14 protein-coding genes are annotated in these 14,733 nt (G+C 61.8%); 7 read left to right on the plus strand and 7 right to left on the minus strand.

The window, feature by feature from the left end; genetic code table 11:
* Positions 1 to 311 precede the first annotated feature (311 nt).
* Positions 312 to 2,762 carry a penicillin acylase family protein gene (locus tag PseuLF5_RS08125; protein WP_340133332.1) on the minus strand — a complete coding sequence of 817 codons (2,451 nt, stop codon included), beginning with the start codon at positions 2,760 to 2,762 and terminating at the stop codon, positions 312 to 314.
* 171 nt (positions 2,763 to 2,933) lie between these two features.
* Entirely contained in the window at positions 2,934 to 3,578 is a 645-nt protein-coding gene (locus tag PseuLF5_RS08130; RefSeq protein WP_340133333.1) for a glutathione binding-like protein, read from the minus strand.
* Positions 3,579 to 3,720: 142 nt separating this feature from the next.
* Between PseuLF5_RS08130 and PseuLF5_RS08135 the strand changes: the two genes are divergently transcribed.
* On the plus strand, positions 3,721 to 4,278 hold the full coding sequence (locus PseuLF5_RS08135; RefSeq protein WP_123465242.1) for a cysteine hydrolase family protein: 558 nt from the start codon (positions 3,721 to 3,723) through the stop codon (positions 4,276 to 4,278).
* A gap of 147 nt (positions 4,279 to 4,425) precedes the next feature.
* On the opposite strand, the gene PseuLF5_RS08140 is transcribed toward PseuLF5_RS08135, so the two are convergent.
* The 4 genes from PseuLF5_RS08140 to PseuLF5_RS08155 all read right to left on the minus strand — a co-directional run bounded on the left by PseuLF5_RS08140 (position 4,426) and on the right by PseuLF5_RS08155 (position 6,199).
* Entirely contained in the window at positions 4,426 to 4,629 is a 204-nt protein-coding gene (locus tag PseuLF5_RS08140; protein ID WP_030139406.1) for an SEC-C metal-binding domain-containing protein, read from the minus strand.
* Complete coding sequence (locus tag PseuLF5_RS08145) at positions 4,626 to 5,120, minus strand: LEA type 2 family protein (RefSeq protein ID WP_123465244.1); 495 nt, start codon at positions 5,118 to 5,120, stop codon at positions 4,626 to 4,628. The genes PseuLF5_RS08140 and PseuLF5_RS08145 overlap by 4 nt, the downstream gene beginning before the upstream one ends.
* A 100-nt stretch (positions 5,121 to 5,220) precedes the next feature.
* Positions 5,221 to 5,697, minus strand: coding sequence for a YchJ family protein (locus PseuLF5_RS08150; protein ID WP_123465246.1), 477 nt, complete (start codon positions 5,695 to 5,697; stop codon positions 5,221 to 5,223).
* A gap of 4 nt (positions 5,698 to 5,701) precedes the next feature.
* Positions 5,702 to 6,199, minus strand: coding sequence for a DUF6231 family protein (locus PseuLF5_RS08155; protein WP_123465248.1), 498 nt, complete (start codon positions 6,197 to 6,199; stop codon positions 5,702 to 5,704).
* 200 nt (positions 6,200 to 6,399) lie between these two features.
* Between PseuLF5_RS08155 and PseuLF5_RS08160 the strand changes: the two genes are divergently transcribed.
* From PseuLF5_RS08160 to PseuLF5_RS08175, 4 genes are all read left to right on the plus strand, one after another.
* Positions 6,400 to 7,095, plus strand: coding sequence for an OmpA family protein (locus tag PseuLF5_RS08160; protein WP_123465250.1), 696 nt, complete (start codon positions 6,400 to 6,402; stop codon positions 7,093 to 7,095).
* An 89-nt stretch (positions 7,096 to 7,184) separates the two neighbouring features.
* The gene (locus PseuLF5_RS08165; RefSeq protein WP_123465252.1) at positions 7,185 to 7,907 is read left to right on the plus strand and encodes an OmpA family protein; all 723 of its coding nucleotides are present in this window, start codon (positions 7,185 to 7,187) and stop codon (positions 7,905 to 7,907) included.
* Between the two features lie 162 nt (positions 7,908 to 8,069).
* Positions 8,070 to 8,345, plus strand: coding sequence for a DUF1145 domain-containing protein (locus PseuLF5_RS08170; RefSeq protein ID WP_123465254.1), 276 nt, complete (start codon positions 8,070 to 8,072; stop codon positions 8,343 to 8,345).
* Positions 8,338 to 9,096 carry a collagen-like protein gene (locus PseuLF5_RS08175; protein WP_340133334.1) on the plus strand — a complete coding sequence of 253 codons (759 nt, stop codon included), beginning with the start codon at positions 8,338 to 8,340 and terminating at the stop codon, positions 9,094 to 9,096. Before PseuLF5_RS08170 ends, PseuLF5_RS08175 begins: the two co-directional genes overlap by 8 nt.
* Before the next feature lie 194 nt (positions 9,097 to 9,290).
* Here PseuLF5_RS08175 and PseuLF5_RS08180 read toward each other — a convergent pair whose 3' ends face one another.
* On the minus strand, positions 9,291 to 9,755 hold the full coding sequence (locus tag PseuLF5_RS08180; RefSeq protein WP_123465258.1) for a CopD family protein: 465 nt from the start codon (positions 9,753 to 9,755) through the stop codon (positions 9,291 to 9,293).
* Between the two features lie 98 nt (positions 9,756 to 9,853).
* On the opposite strand from PseuLF5_RS08180, the gene dinG reads away from it, so the two are divergent.
* Both dinG and PseuLF5_RS08190 read left to right on the plus strand, forming a co-directional pair.
* Positions 9,854 to 11,998 carry an ATP-dependent DNA helicase DinG gene (gene dinG / locus PseuLF5_RS08185; protein WP_340133335.1) on the plus strand — a complete coding sequence of 715 codons (2,145 nt, stop codon included), beginning with the start codon at positions 9,854 to 9,856 and terminating at the stop codon, positions 11,996 to 11,998.
* A 92-nt stretch (positions 11,999 to 12,090) separates the two neighbouring features.
* Positions 12,091 to 14,571 carry a beta-galactosidase gene (locus PseuLF5_RS08190; protein WP_340133336.1) on the plus strand — a complete coding sequence of 827 codons (2,481 nt, stop codon included), beginning with the start codon at positions 12,091 to 12,093 and terminating at the stop codon, positions 14,569 to 14,571.
* The last annotated feature ends 162 nt before the right edge of the window (positions 14,572 to 14,733 follow it).

Consider the following 14,733-nt stretch of genomic DNA (forward strand, 5'->3'; position numbering starts at 1 on the left):
CGAGTCGAATATGGGTTCGGCAAAGCCCGAACCGAGTCGAATATGGATTCGGCAAAGCCTGAACCGAGTTGATTCTGGATTCGGCAGTGCCCGTTCAGCTCGGCGCATGACTCCAGCAACCCCCCATCAACCCCTCTTCCGGAGGGAGAGGGGGCCGACCGAGGTGTCTGGTGAATTACATCGACCTGAAAGACCGAGTCGATTCTGGATTCGGCAGTGCCCGTTCAGCTCGGCGCATGACTTCAGCAACCCCCAATCAGTCCCCTCTCCCTTTGGGAGAGGGTTAGGGTGAGGGGCTCTTGATGTTTGCCTTATTTGCCGGGGGTGAGGGTCAGGCGGGTTTTGCCGTACACCCGGTCAAAGTTCTGCGGCTGCATCGGCAAACCGATGTACTGCCCCTTCAGCCATGCATCGACACCGTTGAGGTAGTTCGGGCTGACCGGGTTCCCCGACTGGCCGGTACCGTTCTGCCCCATCAGCGGTTCAGCCTGACCAAAGTCGACGATGAAGCGCATCGACGGCGCGCGGGTGGTAGTGAAGTCCTGGCCCCAGGCGAACGCGGCGGTATTCAGGGTGGTGTGATCGCCCCCGGCTGCCAGCGGTCCGCGAACGGTCTGGCCATTGGCGTTTTTCCACGCGTAGCTATGCAGTTTGCCCCACTGCCAGGCCCGGTGATCGCCACCCAGTTGGCCGTCGCCAGCGCTGATCGTCGCCGCGAGACTGCGGGCGAGGATCACGGCTTTGTCTTCTTTCTGCGGCGTGCGAATGTCGTCCCAGAACGGACTGTCCTCACGGCCGAGCAAGTGATCGGCCTGGGCCGCGTAAGACAAGTCGCCGTTGGCGATGAACGCTTTCCACGCCGGGCTCGATTCAGGGCCCAGTTCGTCGAGGAAGATCTGTTTCATGCTTTCTTGCAGGAACAGTTCGTAGATCGCCGCATCGGCCGAAGTCGGGCTGAGTTTGCCGTCGAATGCCATCAAGCGGGTGAACGCCTCGCGGGCCTTGTTGCGCTCCGCTTCCGGCAGGGCGTCGATCGCCTGTTTCAGCGGTTGCTTCATGCCCGGCGCTTCGAACATTTTTTTCAGTTTGGCGGCAAACGTGGTGGTCTGGTCGTACTGCATGGCGATCACGCTGCGGCCGTCATGTTTGCCGCTGCCGGCCAGTTCCGCCAGACGCTCGCCACGTTCCGGCGCCGCCCAGGAGTTCGACAGTTGCATGCCGTAACCGTGAGGAATCACCCGCTGGTTGGCGGTGCCGAGCCAACCCTGTGCCGGGTCCTGATCGTACGGGTGCAGCATCGGGTCGGCGTAACCGTCCCAATCGTAACGACCTTCCCAGCCCGGCGACGGCAGCAGGCCTTCGCCTTCACGGCGGTTGGGGAAACGCCCGGTGACTTGCCAGCCAATGTTGCTGGCGTCGGCGAACACCATGTTCAGGGCAATGGCGCGGATCTCGCGGCTCGCGTCCGAGGCACGTTCAACGTTCTGCGCACGGGTCAGGTCAAAAAACGCGTCCAGCGACTTGTCGTCGGTGAAGCTCGGTGTTTGCAGGGCCAGGCCAAAACCGTTGCCCTGTGCCGCGGCCTGGGCACTGTTGAGCAGCGCGCCGTGGCGGGTTTCGTACACCGCTTCGCGAATCGGCCGCTGGCCTTTGACGAAATAGGTTTCGTTGCGCACGCCCAGCGGCTGCCATTTGCCATTGACCTCGTAGGTCAGGCTGTTGCCCTGACGACGGATTTTTTCCAGGAACAGGTCCTGGTTGTCGCCGAGCACGCTGGTGGCGCTCCACGCAACTCTGCCGTTGAAGCCGCCGAGCACCATCGGCAAACCGGCAACGGTGACACCGGCGGCCTGATACTTCGGTGCGCGGATCTGCACGAAGGTCCACAGCGACGGCGCCGCCAGTGGGCCATGACTGTCGCTGGCGAGAAGGCTCTTGCCGCTGCGGCTGCGTTGCGGGGCGATGGCCCAATTGTTCGACGAGGTGGTGCCGAGCAGGTTCAGCGCCGACAACTGTTGGCTGGCGTTGCTCAATTCGCTCAGGCCGGGAATCTGTCCGTTCAGTTTCAAGCCTTGCAGCTTGTCGGCCTCAGCCAGCGGCAAATTCTCATCGGGGGCGGACGGCGTCAGCCAGGCGAGTTTGTCGCTGGTTACGGTTTGCGCGAGCACCAGGGATGAGATTTCTTCCGGCAGGTTGGCCGACTGGCTGAAATTCAACAGGGCGAATATCAGCGCCGAGTCTTCCGGTTTCCAGTATTCCGGCTTGTAGCCGCTGGAGGCCAGATCGCCCGGCAGTTTGTCGGCGTAGCGGAACAGGTAGGCGTTGACGCCCCGCGCATAGACTTCGAAAAAGCGCTTGAGCCGTGGCGACGAGGCCTTGTACAGCTCGCCGGCACTTTTCTTCAGGTTGACCGCGCGCATGTAGCGGTCGGCATCGAGAATTGACGCACCGGACATTTCCGCGAGACGGCCCTGAGCCAACAGGCGCAGGGTGACCATCTGGTTGATGCGGTCGCTGGCGTGCACGTAACCGAGGGTGAACAGCGCGTCATGGAAACTGTTGCTTTCGATCAACGGCATGCCCATGGCATTGCGTCGCACCGACACGTTCTGCGCCAGGCCCTTGAGCGGTTGCACGCCGGAGGTGGGCGGGAGGGTGTCCTGGGCGTTCCAGGTCTGGCACCCGGACAGGCCCAAAACACCGGCCACTGCTGCGGCAACGCCGAACCGGGGAAGAAAATGTGTAAGGGCTGGCGAGGCCATGGCAAAGCTCCTGCGGGGGGTAGCGTCAGTAAAGGCGCTACGTTAGTGAGCAGGAGGGTGCCGCGCAAGCGGGGGCGGGGGTTATTTCTCGATTTGTCAGACGAACCTTTACCTGAGGACAACACAAGACCTGTGGCGAGGGGATAAATCCCCTCGCCACAATGAGTTCAATCAGGCTTTGGGCGGGTTGATCTGCTGCACCAGGGCATACGCCTTGAGCGTCGCCGGACGATCCTTGATGTGATTGAACCAGCGCAGCACATGCGGGAAGTCCTCAAGGTTCTGGCTCTGCCATTTATGCGAGACGATCCACGGGTAGATCGCCATGTCGGCGATGCTGTACTCGCTGCCGGCGACGAATGTGTGGTCGGCCAGTTGCTTGTTCAACACGCCATAGAGGCGCGCGGTTTCGTCGATGTAGCGCTTGATCGCGTAGGGGATTTTTTCCGCGGCGAACTGGCTGAAGTGATGATTCTGCCCCGCCATTGGCCCCAGTCCGCCCATTTGCCAGAACAGCCATTGCAATGCCGTTTGCCGACCCCGCAGATCCTTGGGCAGGAAGTGCCCGGTCTTTTCCGCCAGATACAGCAGGATGGCCCCCGACTCGAACAGCGACAGCGGCTCGCCGCCATCGGCCGGTTCATGGTCGACGATGGCCGGGATTCGGTTGTTCGGAGCGATTTTCAGAAAGTGCGGCTGGAATTGCTCACCCTGACTGATGTTGATCGGGTGCACGTTGTACGGCAGACCGGCTTCTTCGAGAAACAGCGAGATCTTGTGGCCGTTGGGGGTGGTCCAGTAATACAGGTCGATCATGGAAAGCTCCAAATCAGAAATGGACTTGCGTGCAGCCAACGTCGGCGTCGAGTCGTCCCGTGTGCGTTCGATCGCTTGCCTGGCAGGAAGAGGTGATGCTGAACTAGGGGGAATTCAATGACCCCTCGTGAGAAAAATCGCCATGGAACTTCAGGCCAACGCTGCGCTGATCATCATCGACCAGCAACAAGGCATTCTGGAACCGCGTCTGGGGCGGCGGAACAATCCGCAGGCCGAAGAGCGAATCCTCGATTTGCTCGGATTCTGGCGCCGCAACGCGCGGCCGGTGGTTCATGTGCAGCATCTGTCGCATTCGCCGGACTCGGTGTTCTGGCCGCAACAGTCAGGCGTGGAGTTTCAGCAGCGGTTTTTGCCGCAGGATGGCGAGTGGCTGATACAGAAACGCGTGCCGGATGCCTTTTGTGGTACCGGGCTGGAGGCACGGTTGAATGAGGCGGGGATCGGGCAGTTGATCATCGTTGGCGTGGCCACCCACAACTCGGTGGAGTCCACGGCGCGTGCGGCGGGCAATCTGGGGTTCGACGCGTGGGTGGTGGAGGATGCGTGCTTTACCTTCGACAAGGCCGATTATTTCGGCACGTTGCGCACGGCTGAAGAGGTGCACGGGATGTCGCTGGGGAATTTGCAGGGGGAGTATGCGACGGTGGTCAGTGCGAAGCAGATTCTCGCGGCGGGCTGAAAATCTTTGCCCTGTGTACCGGCCCCTTCGCGAGCAAGCTCGCTCCCACAGGGCGATTGCATTCCAGCGGGAGGAACTCGGTCACTGTGGGAGCTGGCTTGCCAGCGATGGCGGAGTATCAGGCGAAGGCGCTCTTCGCCTGGCGCATCAAGCGCCGTGGCACTTCTTGAATTTCTTGCCGTTGCCGCATGGGCACGGATCGTTGCGGCCGACGTCTTTCAAGGCGTTGCGCACCGGTTCCTGGTGGGCGTGGCCGCAGTTCGGGCCGTGGACATGGCCATGATCGTGGTGATGGTCATGATCATGATCGTGGTTGCAGTCAGGGCCATGGACATGAGGTTGCTGGGTCATCGGTGTTGCTCCGGAATTAGATCGGCGGGGATTATCACGCCATTGCGTTCAAGGTGCACGTAGTGAGCGATGAATAAACCGGTTTCCATTTCGCCCTGTAACCGATAAGGAATCGGCTGGTTCGAATTTTTCAGCATTTTCACCACCTCCTTGACCTGCGGCCACAGGTTGGTGCGGATCGGCACCTTGAAGTAGGCGCTGCGTTTGGGCCCCACCGTGAACCAGTGTTCATGTTCACCCTCGGCCAGCAGCAGGTCGTCCAGATGAATGCGGTATTCCAGGCCGCGCACGGTCAGGTCGCTGTCGTTGGGGTTGTCGATGCGAAAGTGCAGGATGAATTTCTGTTCGAGCAGTTTTGCCCGTACCACCTCGACGTTCACCAGGTGCACGGCGGGGTCGACACTGTCGTCGCTGAACCACGAAGCGCAGCCGCCCAGACTCAGGGTCAGCATCAAGGTGAAGAGCTGGAATGTGCGCCAACGACCGAGCATGGTTGAACTCCTTTTGCTGCCAGTCTAGACGCTGAAAGATCGCCGCCTGCATGAGATGGCGTTCTCTGCAGGCGCTGCCGCAGGCTGCGATCTGTTGATCCTATGCGCCGAAATACCCCGCACAGCATTTCTTGAATTTCTGCCCGCTGGCACAAGGACACGCATCGTTGCGTCCCAGTTTCAACTGCACGGTCGGGTCGATGAAGTACCAGCGCCCGGCGTTTTGCACGAACGATGAGCGCTCGCGGTGACTGTGTTCGCCCTGGCTGTCGTGCCAGCGCGCAGTGAAGGTGACGAAGGCGTGCTCCGGCTGGCCGCCGAAGACCTCCGAGCTTTCTACGTCGAGGCCGAGCCAGGTGCTCTGCGCACTCCAGGCACTGATTGCCTGACGATCCAGCCCCGCTTGCTGGGCGGGCAGGGTGGTCGCCACCAGATAGTCGATCAGGCCCAGCACATAGGCGCTGTAGCGCGAGCGCATCAGCGCCTCGGCGCACGGCGCCGGGTGGCCGGCGTGATAGTGACCGCAGCAGGCGTCCAGCAGATTACCGCTGCCGCACGGGCAAATGGCTGTACTCATTGCATTACCACCAGTATTTCCCGAAGTTTTCCGGATTGGCCCAGAACCGCGAGTTGAGCCAGTCGGGGACTTGTTTGTAGTCAAGCAGATCGTAAGTGAACAGGGTCAGCACCTGATCGTCACGCTGGAAGCGCTCGCTGGCCTGCAGTGCCAGCGAATAGAAATCGGTTTCCTGCCAGCCGCTGGCCGTCAGATCCGAGAGCACTGCGATGCGGCTGGCGTTGAGGTTACGAATGCCGCCCAACAGGTTCAGGCCATCGCGCTTGGGCAAATGTTCCAGGCAATCGACCACCAGCGCCAGGTCGAAACGCCGCGCGGCCAGTTCCGCTGGCAAGGCGCCGGGCGCGGCATGCGCCACGCAGGTGTCCGGGTGCGCTTGCTTGAATGCGCTCAGCGCCGGGAATTCACTGGCGCCGATCAACAGCAGACGCGCCGGGGCGTAGCGATCCAGCAAAGCGGCCAACGCCTGTTGTGGCGTGCGGGAAGAAATGGCGACGTTCATCAATGCTCCTCAATCAGACTGCCAAGACTAGCCTGCCTGACTGCGCCGGCAAAGCGCGCTGCGGCGCCGGTTTGCGGTAAATGGGGGGAAAGTCCTGTGAACACGGTCGCAAACAGCAATGGCCTATTGCTGGCGGAGATTAAAACTCCGGTCTTTACTCCCTGAATCGGTTCTAAGCCGATCCCTCAGGAGAAAACCAGATGAGCATAGTTCGGACAGCATTACCTTTGATTCTGCTAACCAGTGTGTTGACTGGTTGCGCAGGTTTGCAGAAAACCGACTGGCCGACCTGTGCGGCGGTCGGTGGTGTAGTCGGTGCGGGCCTCGGCGCGACGGAAAGTTCGGCGTGGGCCGGCTACGGCGCACTGTTGGTCGGCGGCACGGCAGCGGCCTATTGCTGGGTGCACGGTGATGGTGACGAGGACGGCGATGGTGTGCCGGACAGTCGCGACAAGTGTCCGGGCACGCCTAAAGGCGTACAGGTCGACGCTGACGGTTGCCCTCCACCAGCCCCTGCGCCGGTGGTTGAAGAAGCGGTAGTGGTCAAGGAAGAAACCATTGTCATCCGTGATGTGCACTTCCAGTTCGACAAAGCCACGCTGACCGGCCCTGACAAGCAAGTACTCGACAAGGTCGCCACTCGCCTGAAACAGGAATCCTCCAACGCGCAACTGACCGTGACCGGTCATACCGACAGTGTGGGCAGCGATGCCTACAACAAGAAACTGTCGGATCGTCGTGCGCATTCGGTGGTGGAATACCTGATCCAGCAGGGTGTGCCACGCGCCAGCTTCGTTTCGGTGTCCGGCATGGGTGAAAGCCAGCCAGTGGCCGATAACAAAACCGCTGACGGTCGCGCGCAAAACCGTCGTACCGAAATCAAAATCGTCCGCTAGACCTCTCGCATCCGCGGCTTGTGCAGTCGCGGATGCGGGTCTTTACTCCTGTGTAACCGGTATGGGCCGGTGACACAGGAGCTTTCAAAATGACTGTTTTCTCAAGGTCCGTCTTGCCGGTGCTGCTGCTAGGCAGCTTGCTCACCGGTTGTGCTACTCACAGCGATGGCACTGCACCCCTCAATCAACGTACGTGGCCGATTTGCAGCCTGATCGGCGGGCTGGTCGGCGGCGGTCTTGGCGCCATCGAAAGTGGTGGCTGGGCTGGCGGCGGCGCAGCGCTGGGGATCCTCACCGGCGGACTGATCTGTTATGCCCAGGACGGCGATGAAGACGGCGATGGCGTGTTCGACCGCCGCGACCGTTGCCCTGACACTCCGGCCAATACCCCGGTCGATCACCGTGGTTGCCCGCTGCCGCAATATCCGGTCACTGTAAAAGCCCCCGAACCTGCGCCGCAATCGGAAGTCATCACCCTCAGCGATGCCGGCAACGTGCTGTTCGATTTCGACAAATCTGATCTGACGCCGGCCGCGAAAGCCCAGCTCGATACGCTGATGGACAAGCTGCGCAACGCCGATGTGGTCAGCATCAAAGTCATCGGCCATACCGACAGCAAAGGTTCGGATGCCTATAACCAGGCACTGTCGGAGCGGCGTGCCAGCAGTGTGGCGGCGTATCTGCTGAGCCAGGGCCTGGAACCGGGCAAGCTGACCAGTGAAGGGCGCGGCGAGAGCGAGCCGGTCGCCGACAACGCGACGGACGAGGGACGGGCGAAAAACCGTCGGGTGGAGTTGCATATCAATCGCTAGGACTTGTCTGTAGTCCGCAGGCTAGAGCTGCCGGGCGACGATCATCGTCGAACCGGCAGCGATCCGACGACTGACAAAAGTTTTTTCATTTTTCCCTCTGGCTTATCCCCCGTCTAAGCCGTTACTGTGCGCCCAAAGAATAATTCCGACACGGGGGAGCGTATGAAGGTTTTCTGGGGGCTGGGGCGCTTGTTGACCCTGCTGTTCTGGTGCGTGGTGGTGGTCAATCTGCTGGTGCCTTTTGTGCATCCGCTGCACTTGCTGGTCAATCTGGCTGGCGCCTTGTTGCTGGCGCTGCATGTTCTGCAGTTGCTGTTCTGTCGCCTCAAGGGGCGTCCCAACCCGTGGCGTGACCGTCTGCGGATTCTGTTGTTCGGCGTATTTCACCTGCAAACCATCCCGGCCCCGGCCGCTCCGGAGGCTTCTTCCCATGCGTAAACTCTGCTTGCTCGCTGCATTGATCAGTCCCTTGGCCTGTGCCCAGGTGGTCAGCGTCGAACCCAATTCCCTGATGCGTTTGCCCAATACCGTCAGCACTTTGCAGCTCGAACGTCTGGACGTGGCCGATTACGGTACTTTGCTGATTCCCGCCAACGTGACCGAACTGACCGTGGGCCAATTGCGTCTTGGCCATGAAGCGCGCATTGCGATCGTTCCGGCTGAACAGGCGCTGGAATTGAAAGTGGCTAGTGCCGAACTGAGCGAAGGCAGCCAGATCACCGCGCGCGGGGCGCCGGGAACGTTTGAAAAAGCCGCCCGTGCGGGGCGCAATCTGAATCTGCAATTCAAGGCGTTGAACGCGCCGCAACTGTTGGTCGATGCCCGTGGCGGCACCGGTGCGCCGGGTTTTGTCGGCCTCGATGGCGGTAACGGCGAAGACCCGGGCTGCACCTATGGCGCGGCCGGGCACGGTTTCGATGGCAGTAACGGCAGCGATGGCCAACCGGGCGCACCGGGTGCGCTGGTGCGTCTTGAAGTGCCACGCGAGTTTCCGGCCGAGCTGATCAAGGTCAACGTGGCCGGCGGTGCCGGTGGCCCGGCGGGTGTTGGCGGCAAAGCAGGGAAGGGCGGCAAATCCAAGGGCTGCCTGGTGTATCGCGCCGATGGCGGCAAGAATGGCAAGGCCGGGGCTGATGGCCAGCCTGGGCCAGCGGGGGCGGCGGGTGCTGTGACTGTGCAGCGTCTCTGAACGTTTTACCCTCACCCAGCCCACTCCCCGAGGGAGAGGGCTGGGGTGAGGCGACTCAGGCTATCCATCGACCTGAAAAACCGTGTCGATTATGGATACAAAGCCAAATCCTCCAGGTCGGTGTAACTCTCCAATACCCCCCATTCAGTCCCCTCTCCCTCCGGGAGAGGGTTAGGGTGAGGGGCTTTTGATTTTCAGATCATCGGTCTTGCCGCCGCAATCGCCACCAGCACCAACCCGACAATCAGATTGATCCCTACCACCCGCCGAATCCGCCCCAGGACCGCCGCACCCGCCGGCCAGTCCTTCGCGTCCACTGCTTTGCGCAGTTCCGGCAGCATCAAACCCTGAATCCGGATGAACAGCGCGGTCATCACCACATACAAGCCCATCATCACCTGCACGTACTTCGGTGCGGTTTCGAACCCCACGTGCTGCAAATGCAACATACCCACGCCGCTGATCGGCAGCAGGATCACCGCGACCCACACCCAGCGGAAAAAACCTTGAAACACTTCCACCCACAAGGTCAGGCGGGCTGGGCCGTCGAGGGCCTTTACCGCCGCCGGGCGCAGGACCATCCAGGCGAAAAACATGCCGCCGACCCAGACCAGGGCGGACAGGACATGCAGCGGATAAACGAGGCTAAAAGGTGTCATTGGGGTACTCCGTTCTGCGCGGGATCGATTCGCGGGGTATGATAGCCGCCGAACCGAACCACTGAAAATTTATCCAGCGTTTTTGCGCCCGACACTCAATGATCAGCACTGAACTCAAAACCACGATCCAGGGCGCCTATTCGCGTTTTCTTGAAGCCAAGAGCCTCAAACCGCGTTACGGCCAGCGCCTGATGATCGCTGAAATCGCCAAAGTCCTCGGGGATATCGACACCGATGACGAAGGCCGGCGCAGTGGCGACCCCGCGATTGTCGCGGTGGAAGCCGGCACCGGTACCGGCAAGACCGTGGCCTACAGCCTTGCGGCGATCCCGACGGCGAAGCTGGCCGGCAAGCGTCTGGTGATCGCCACCGCGACCGTGGCCCTGCAAGAGCAGATCGTCTACAAGGACTTGCCCGACCTGATGCGCAACAGCGGGCTGAACTTCAGCTTCGCCCTGGCCAAGGGCCGTGGCCGCTACATGTGCCTGTCCAAGCTCGACATGTTGCTGCAGGAAGGCCACGCGCAAACCGCCACTGCGCAGTTGTTCGAAGAAGAAGGTTTCAAGATCGAGGTCGACGAGGCCAGTCAGAAGCTGTTCACCAGCATGATCGAAAAGCTCGCCGGCAATAAGTGGGACGGCGACCGCGACAGCTGGCCCAATGCGCTGGAAGATGCCCACTGGGCGCGTCTGACCACCGATCACAGCCAGTGCACCAACCGCCATTGCCCGAACTTCGGCCAGTGCGCCTTCTACAAGGCTCGCGAAGGCATGGGCAAGGTCGACGTGATCGTCACCAACCACGATATGGTGCTGGCTGACCTGGCCCTCGGCGGCGGTGCGGTGTTGCCGGACCCACGCGACACCATTTACGTGTTCGACGAAGGTCATCACCTGCCGGACAAGGCCATCGGCCACTTCGCTCATTACACGCGCCTGCGTTCCACCGCCGACTGGCTGGAAACCACCGCGAAGAACCTCACCAAACTGTTGGCCCAGCATCCGTTGCCGGGGGATCTCGGCAAGCTGATCGAGCAAGTGCCCGAGCTGGCGCGGGAGATCAAGACCCAGCAGCAGTTCATGTTCAGCGCGTGCGAGCAGATTGCCGATTTCAAACCCGGCGAAGACGTCGAAGGTCGCGAGCGGCCACGCCATCGTTTCGTCGGCGGGGTGATTCCCGAGCACATGCGCGAGATGGGCATCGAGCTGAAGAAGGGCTACTCGCGGCTCAATGACCTGTTCACCCGTCTGACCGACCTGCTCAAGGAAGGCATGGACGGCGAGGTCAATATCGGCATCGCGAGCAATCAGGCCGAAGAGTGGTATCCGCTGTTCGGCAGCCTGTTGTCCCGTGCCTCGGGCAACTGGGAGCTGTGGACCGCCTTCACCGCCGAAGACCCGGAAGACAGCCCGCCGATGGCCCGCTGGCTGACGCTGGCCGAAAGCGGTTCGCTGTTCGACATCGAGGTCAACGCCAGCCCGATTCTCGCCGCCGAGACCTTGCGCCGCAGCCTGTGGAACGTGGCTTACGGTTGTCTGGTGACGTCGGCAACCCTGACCGCGCTGGGCACGTTCGACCGTTTTCGGATGCGTGCCGGCCTGCCGAAAAAAGCCGTTACCGCTGTGGTGCCGAGCCCGTTCCATCACGCCGACGCCGGCGTGTTGCGGGTCCCCGACCTGAAAGCCGACCCGCGCGATGCCGCCGCTCACACCGCCGCAATCATCCGTGAGTTGCCGGATCTGGTCGAAGGCTCGCGCGGTACGCTGGTGTTGTTCTCCTCGCGCAAACAGATGCAGGACGTGTTCGACGGCCTCGACCGCGACTGGCGCAAGCAAGTGTTCATTCAAGGCAACCTGTCGAAACAGGAAACCCTGAACAAGCACAAGGCGCGGGTCGATGGCGGCGATTCCAGCGTGCTGTTCGGCCTCGCCAGTTTTGCCGAAGGGGTGGACTTGCCGGGCGCCTACTGCGAACACGTGGTGATTGCCAAGATTCCGTTCTCGGTGCCGGACGATCCAGTCGAGGCGGCGTTGTCGGAGTGGATCGAGGCCCGTGGTGGCAATCCATTCATGGAAATCTCGGTGCCGGACGCCTCGCTGAAACTGGTCCAGGCCTGCGGTCGCTTGCTGCGTACCGAAGAAGACCGGGGCACCATCACCTTGCTGGATCGCCGTCTGGTCACCCAGCGCTACGGCAAAGCGATCCTCAATGCGTTGCCGCCATTCCGTCGTGAAATATCCTGAGACAACGGTGGGCAGTTTTGCCCGCCGCGCTGTCTATCTCTCTGCCATGCTTTTCCATTGGCCCTTTGGTCGTTAGGGAGAACTCCGTTCTTATGATTCGCCGCTCGTTGCCTGCCGTGTTTGCCTTGATCTTCGCCGCGCCGTTGTTGGCGGCGCCTGCCGGTCAGCAGACCCTGTTCAACTTCGTTCGCCCCGCCGACGTGGTGAAAGTCGTCACCGAAAACACTGACCTGCCACAAGCCAACGCCGAACAGACCCAGGAAGGTGAAGTGCTGCGCCGGGTGACGTTCAACCCGGTAGCCCGCCCGACCCTGCGCCTGACCCCGCAGACCGGTGCATGGGACTGGTCGCAGTCCGGGATGATGAGCCTGCGGCTGCAAAGCGCAATGAACTGGGCCGTGACGGTCTACGTGCAAATCCAGAGCAACAACGGGCAGACGCTGACCAGTCGCGTCGACCTGCCAGCAGGGCCGGCACAAACCCTGCTGGTGCCGCTGGTGGCGACCTCGCCGCTGAGTCAGGGCATGAAGGCCGGGCCGCCGATGCCGGTGACCGTCGATGGCCAGCGGATTCTGTTGGCGAGCAGCAGCGGCGAGCTGGATCGCAGCCAGGTGGTGTCGGTCAGTCTGTCGATGGATCAGCCGAAAGTGCCTCAAAGCCTGCTGCTCGAACGTTTCGGCGTACAGGACGGCGATGCGGTGACGCAGGCCGTGTACGGCAATCTGGTGGACGCCTACGGGCAGTCGACCCGTAGCAGATGGCCGGAAAAGGTCACCAGCGACGAACAACTCAAATCTGCTGCCGCCAAAGAGCAGCAACAGCTGAAAACCTGGCTGGCCGAACGCGCAAAGTCCTCGCTGGACAAGTTTGGCGGCTGGAACAAGGGCCCGACGTTCAAGGCCAGCGGCTTCTTCCGCACCGAGAAACGTGACGGGCGCTGGTATCTGGTGACCCCTGAGGGCCATCCGTTCTACTCCCTCGGCGTCAACACCGTCAGCCCGGACGTCAACCAGACATACGTGGCCGGTCGCGAATACATGTTCGAATCCCTGCCCAAACCCGACGAACCGCTCGCCAGCCATTTCGGCGAAGGCGATAACCGGGGCGGCAATGGTGCCGATCAGGGCCGCGGTTACGGCAACGGGCGCTGGTACGACTTTTATGCCGCCAACCTGCAGCGGGTCTACGGCGAACCGTGCAAATCGGCCAGTGTCGGCGCATCCGGTGTCGCGGCAGCGGCGAAGACGCAAGCCGCCGAAAGCGTTGCCGCCAACACCGCAGAGCCTGCCGCTGTGCCGACTGAGCCGAAGGCCGGGGTTGCCGAAGCGGCGCAGACCGATGCTGCGCAAGCGACGAACGCCAACGCAGCCGCGCCCTGCACAGCCGCCCTCGATGAGCAGCAATGGGCCAGCCACACCCTTGATCGCCTGCAAGCCTGGGGCTTCAACACGGTTGGCAACTGGAGTGCGCCGCAGTTGGGCGACGCCGAGCGCGTACCGTACACCTTGCCGCTGTCGATCGTCGGCGATTACACCAGCATCAGCACGGGCAGCGACTGGTGGGGCGGCATGCCGGATCCGTTCGATCCACGCTTCGCCATGGCCACCGAACGTGCCGTGGCGATTGCCGCCCGTGATCACCGCGACGATCCCTGGCTGATCGGCTACTTTGCCGACAACGAACTGGCCTGGGCCGGCCCCGGTGACGATCCGCAATCGCGCTACGCGCTGGCCTACGGCACGTTGAAAATGACCACCGACGTGCCGGCCAAACGCGCGTTCCTCAAGCAACTGCGCGACAAATACCGTAATCAGGCGGGGCTGTCGAAGGCATGGGGCATTGATCTGCCGGCTTGGGAACTGCTGGAAGACCCGGGCTTCGTGCCGCCGCTGCCGAACCCTGAACACCCGGAAATCGAGGCCGACTTCAAGTACTTCCAGAAGGTCTTTGCCGACACCTACTTCAAAACCATTTCCGACTCGCTGAAATGGCACGCGCCCAATCAGCTGCTGCTCGGCGGCCGTTTCGCCACCAGCACCCCGGAAGCCGTGGCCTCCTGCGCGCAGTATTGCGATGTGTTGAGTTTCAACATGTACACGCTCAAGCCACAGGACGGCTATGACTTCGCCGCGCTGGGTGCCCTCGACAAACCGGTCTTGATCACCGAGTTCAACTTCGGCTCGACCGATCGCGGCCCGTTCTGGGGCGGCGTGACGCAGTTGAGCCGGGAAGAAGATCGTGGACCGGCCTACGCCAACTTCCTCAAGCAGGCGTTGAGTGAACCGTCGATTGTCGGTGTGCACTGGTTCCAGTATCTGGATCAGCCGGTGACCGGGCGTCTGCTCGATGGCGAGAACGGGCACTTCGGACTGGTCGGGGTGACGGATCTGCCGTATCAGGGGTTTGTCGAGACGGTGCGCAAAAGCAACCTGCAGGCGCTTGATCAGTTGGGCAAGGAGGCTGAGAAAGCGGCCACTGCGGCGGGGCATGAAGCTGAAGGCGGACGCAAGGGCGAGGCCGGCAAGGGGCCGGGTGCCAGTCATGCGGGTGGGCATTCCGGGAATGGTCACTAAGGTTTAGACCGCGTTAGCGTTCTTCGCGAGCAAGCCCGCTTCCGCATTCGATCTCTGCTGCACTGAAGATCAGTGTGGCAGCGGGCCTGCTCGCGAAGGCGCCAGTAGCCCCACCACAGCATTTAACCGTCTGGCCCGCAGCTGTTCCCAAATCCCTCTAGG

The organism is Pseudomonas sp. LF-5 (assembly GCF_037626295.1).
Classification (GTDB): domain Bacteria; phylum Pseudomonadota; class Gammaproteobacteria; order Pseudomonadales; family Pseudomonadaceae; genus Aquipseudomonas; species Aquipseudomonas monsensis.

Coding starts and splice junctions, on each gene's coding strand:
- PseuLF5_RS08125 (WP_340133332.1), bottom strand. CDS start 2,762: ATGGCCTCGCCAGCCCTTACACATTTTCTTCCCCGGTTCGGCGTTGCC.
- PseuLF5_RS08130 (WP_340133333.1), bottom strand. CDS start 3,578: ATGATCGACCTGTATTACTGGACCACCCCCAACGGCCACAAGATCTCG.
- PseuLF5_RS08135 (WP_123465242.1), top strand. CDS start 3,721: ATGGAACTTCAGGCCAACGCTGCGCTGATCATCATCGACCAGCAACAA.
- PseuLF5_RS08140 (WP_030139406.1), bottom strand. CDS start 4,629: ATGACCCAGCAACCTCATGTCCATGGCCCTGACTGCAACCACGATCAT.
- PseuLF5_RS08145 (WP_123465244.1), bottom strand. CDS start 5,120: ATGCTCGGTCGTTGGCGCACATTCCAGCTCTTCACCTTGATGCTGACC.
- PseuLF5_RS08150 (WP_123465246.1), bottom strand. CDS start 5,697: ATGAGTACAGCCATTTGCCCGTGCGGCAGCGGTAATCTGCTGGACGCC.
- PseuLF5_RS08155 (WP_123465248.1), bottom strand. CDS start 6,199: ATGAACGTCGCCATTTCTTCCCGCACGCCACAACAGGCGTTGGCCGCT.
- PseuLF5_RS08160 (WP_123465250.1), top strand. CDS start 6,400: ATGAGCATAGTTCGGACAGCATTACCTTTGATTCTGCTAACCAGTGTG.
- PseuLF5_RS08165 (WP_123465252.1), top strand. CDS start 7,185: ATGACTGTTTTCTCAAGGTCCGTCTTGCCGGTGCTGCTGCTAGGCAGC.
- PseuLF5_RS08170 (WP_123465254.1), top strand. CDS start 8,070: ATGAAGGTTTTCTGGGGGCTGGGGCGCTTGTTGACCCTGCTGTTCTGG.
- PseuLF5_RS08175 (WP_340133334.1), top strand. CDS start 8,338: ATGCGTAAACTCTGCTTGCTCGCTGCATTGATCAGTCCCTTGGCCTGT.
- PseuLF5_RS08180 (WP_123465258.1), bottom strand. CDS start 9,755: ATGACACCTTTTAGCCTCGTTTATCCGCTGCATGTCCTGTCCGCCCTG.
- dinG (WP_340133335.1), top strand. CDS start 9,854: ATGATCAGCACTGAACTCAAAACCACGATCCAGGGCGCCTATTCGCGT.
- PseuLF5_RS08190 (WP_340133336.1), top strand. CDS start 12,091: ATGATTCGCCGCTCGTTGCCTGCCGTGTTTGCCTTGATCTTCGCCGCG.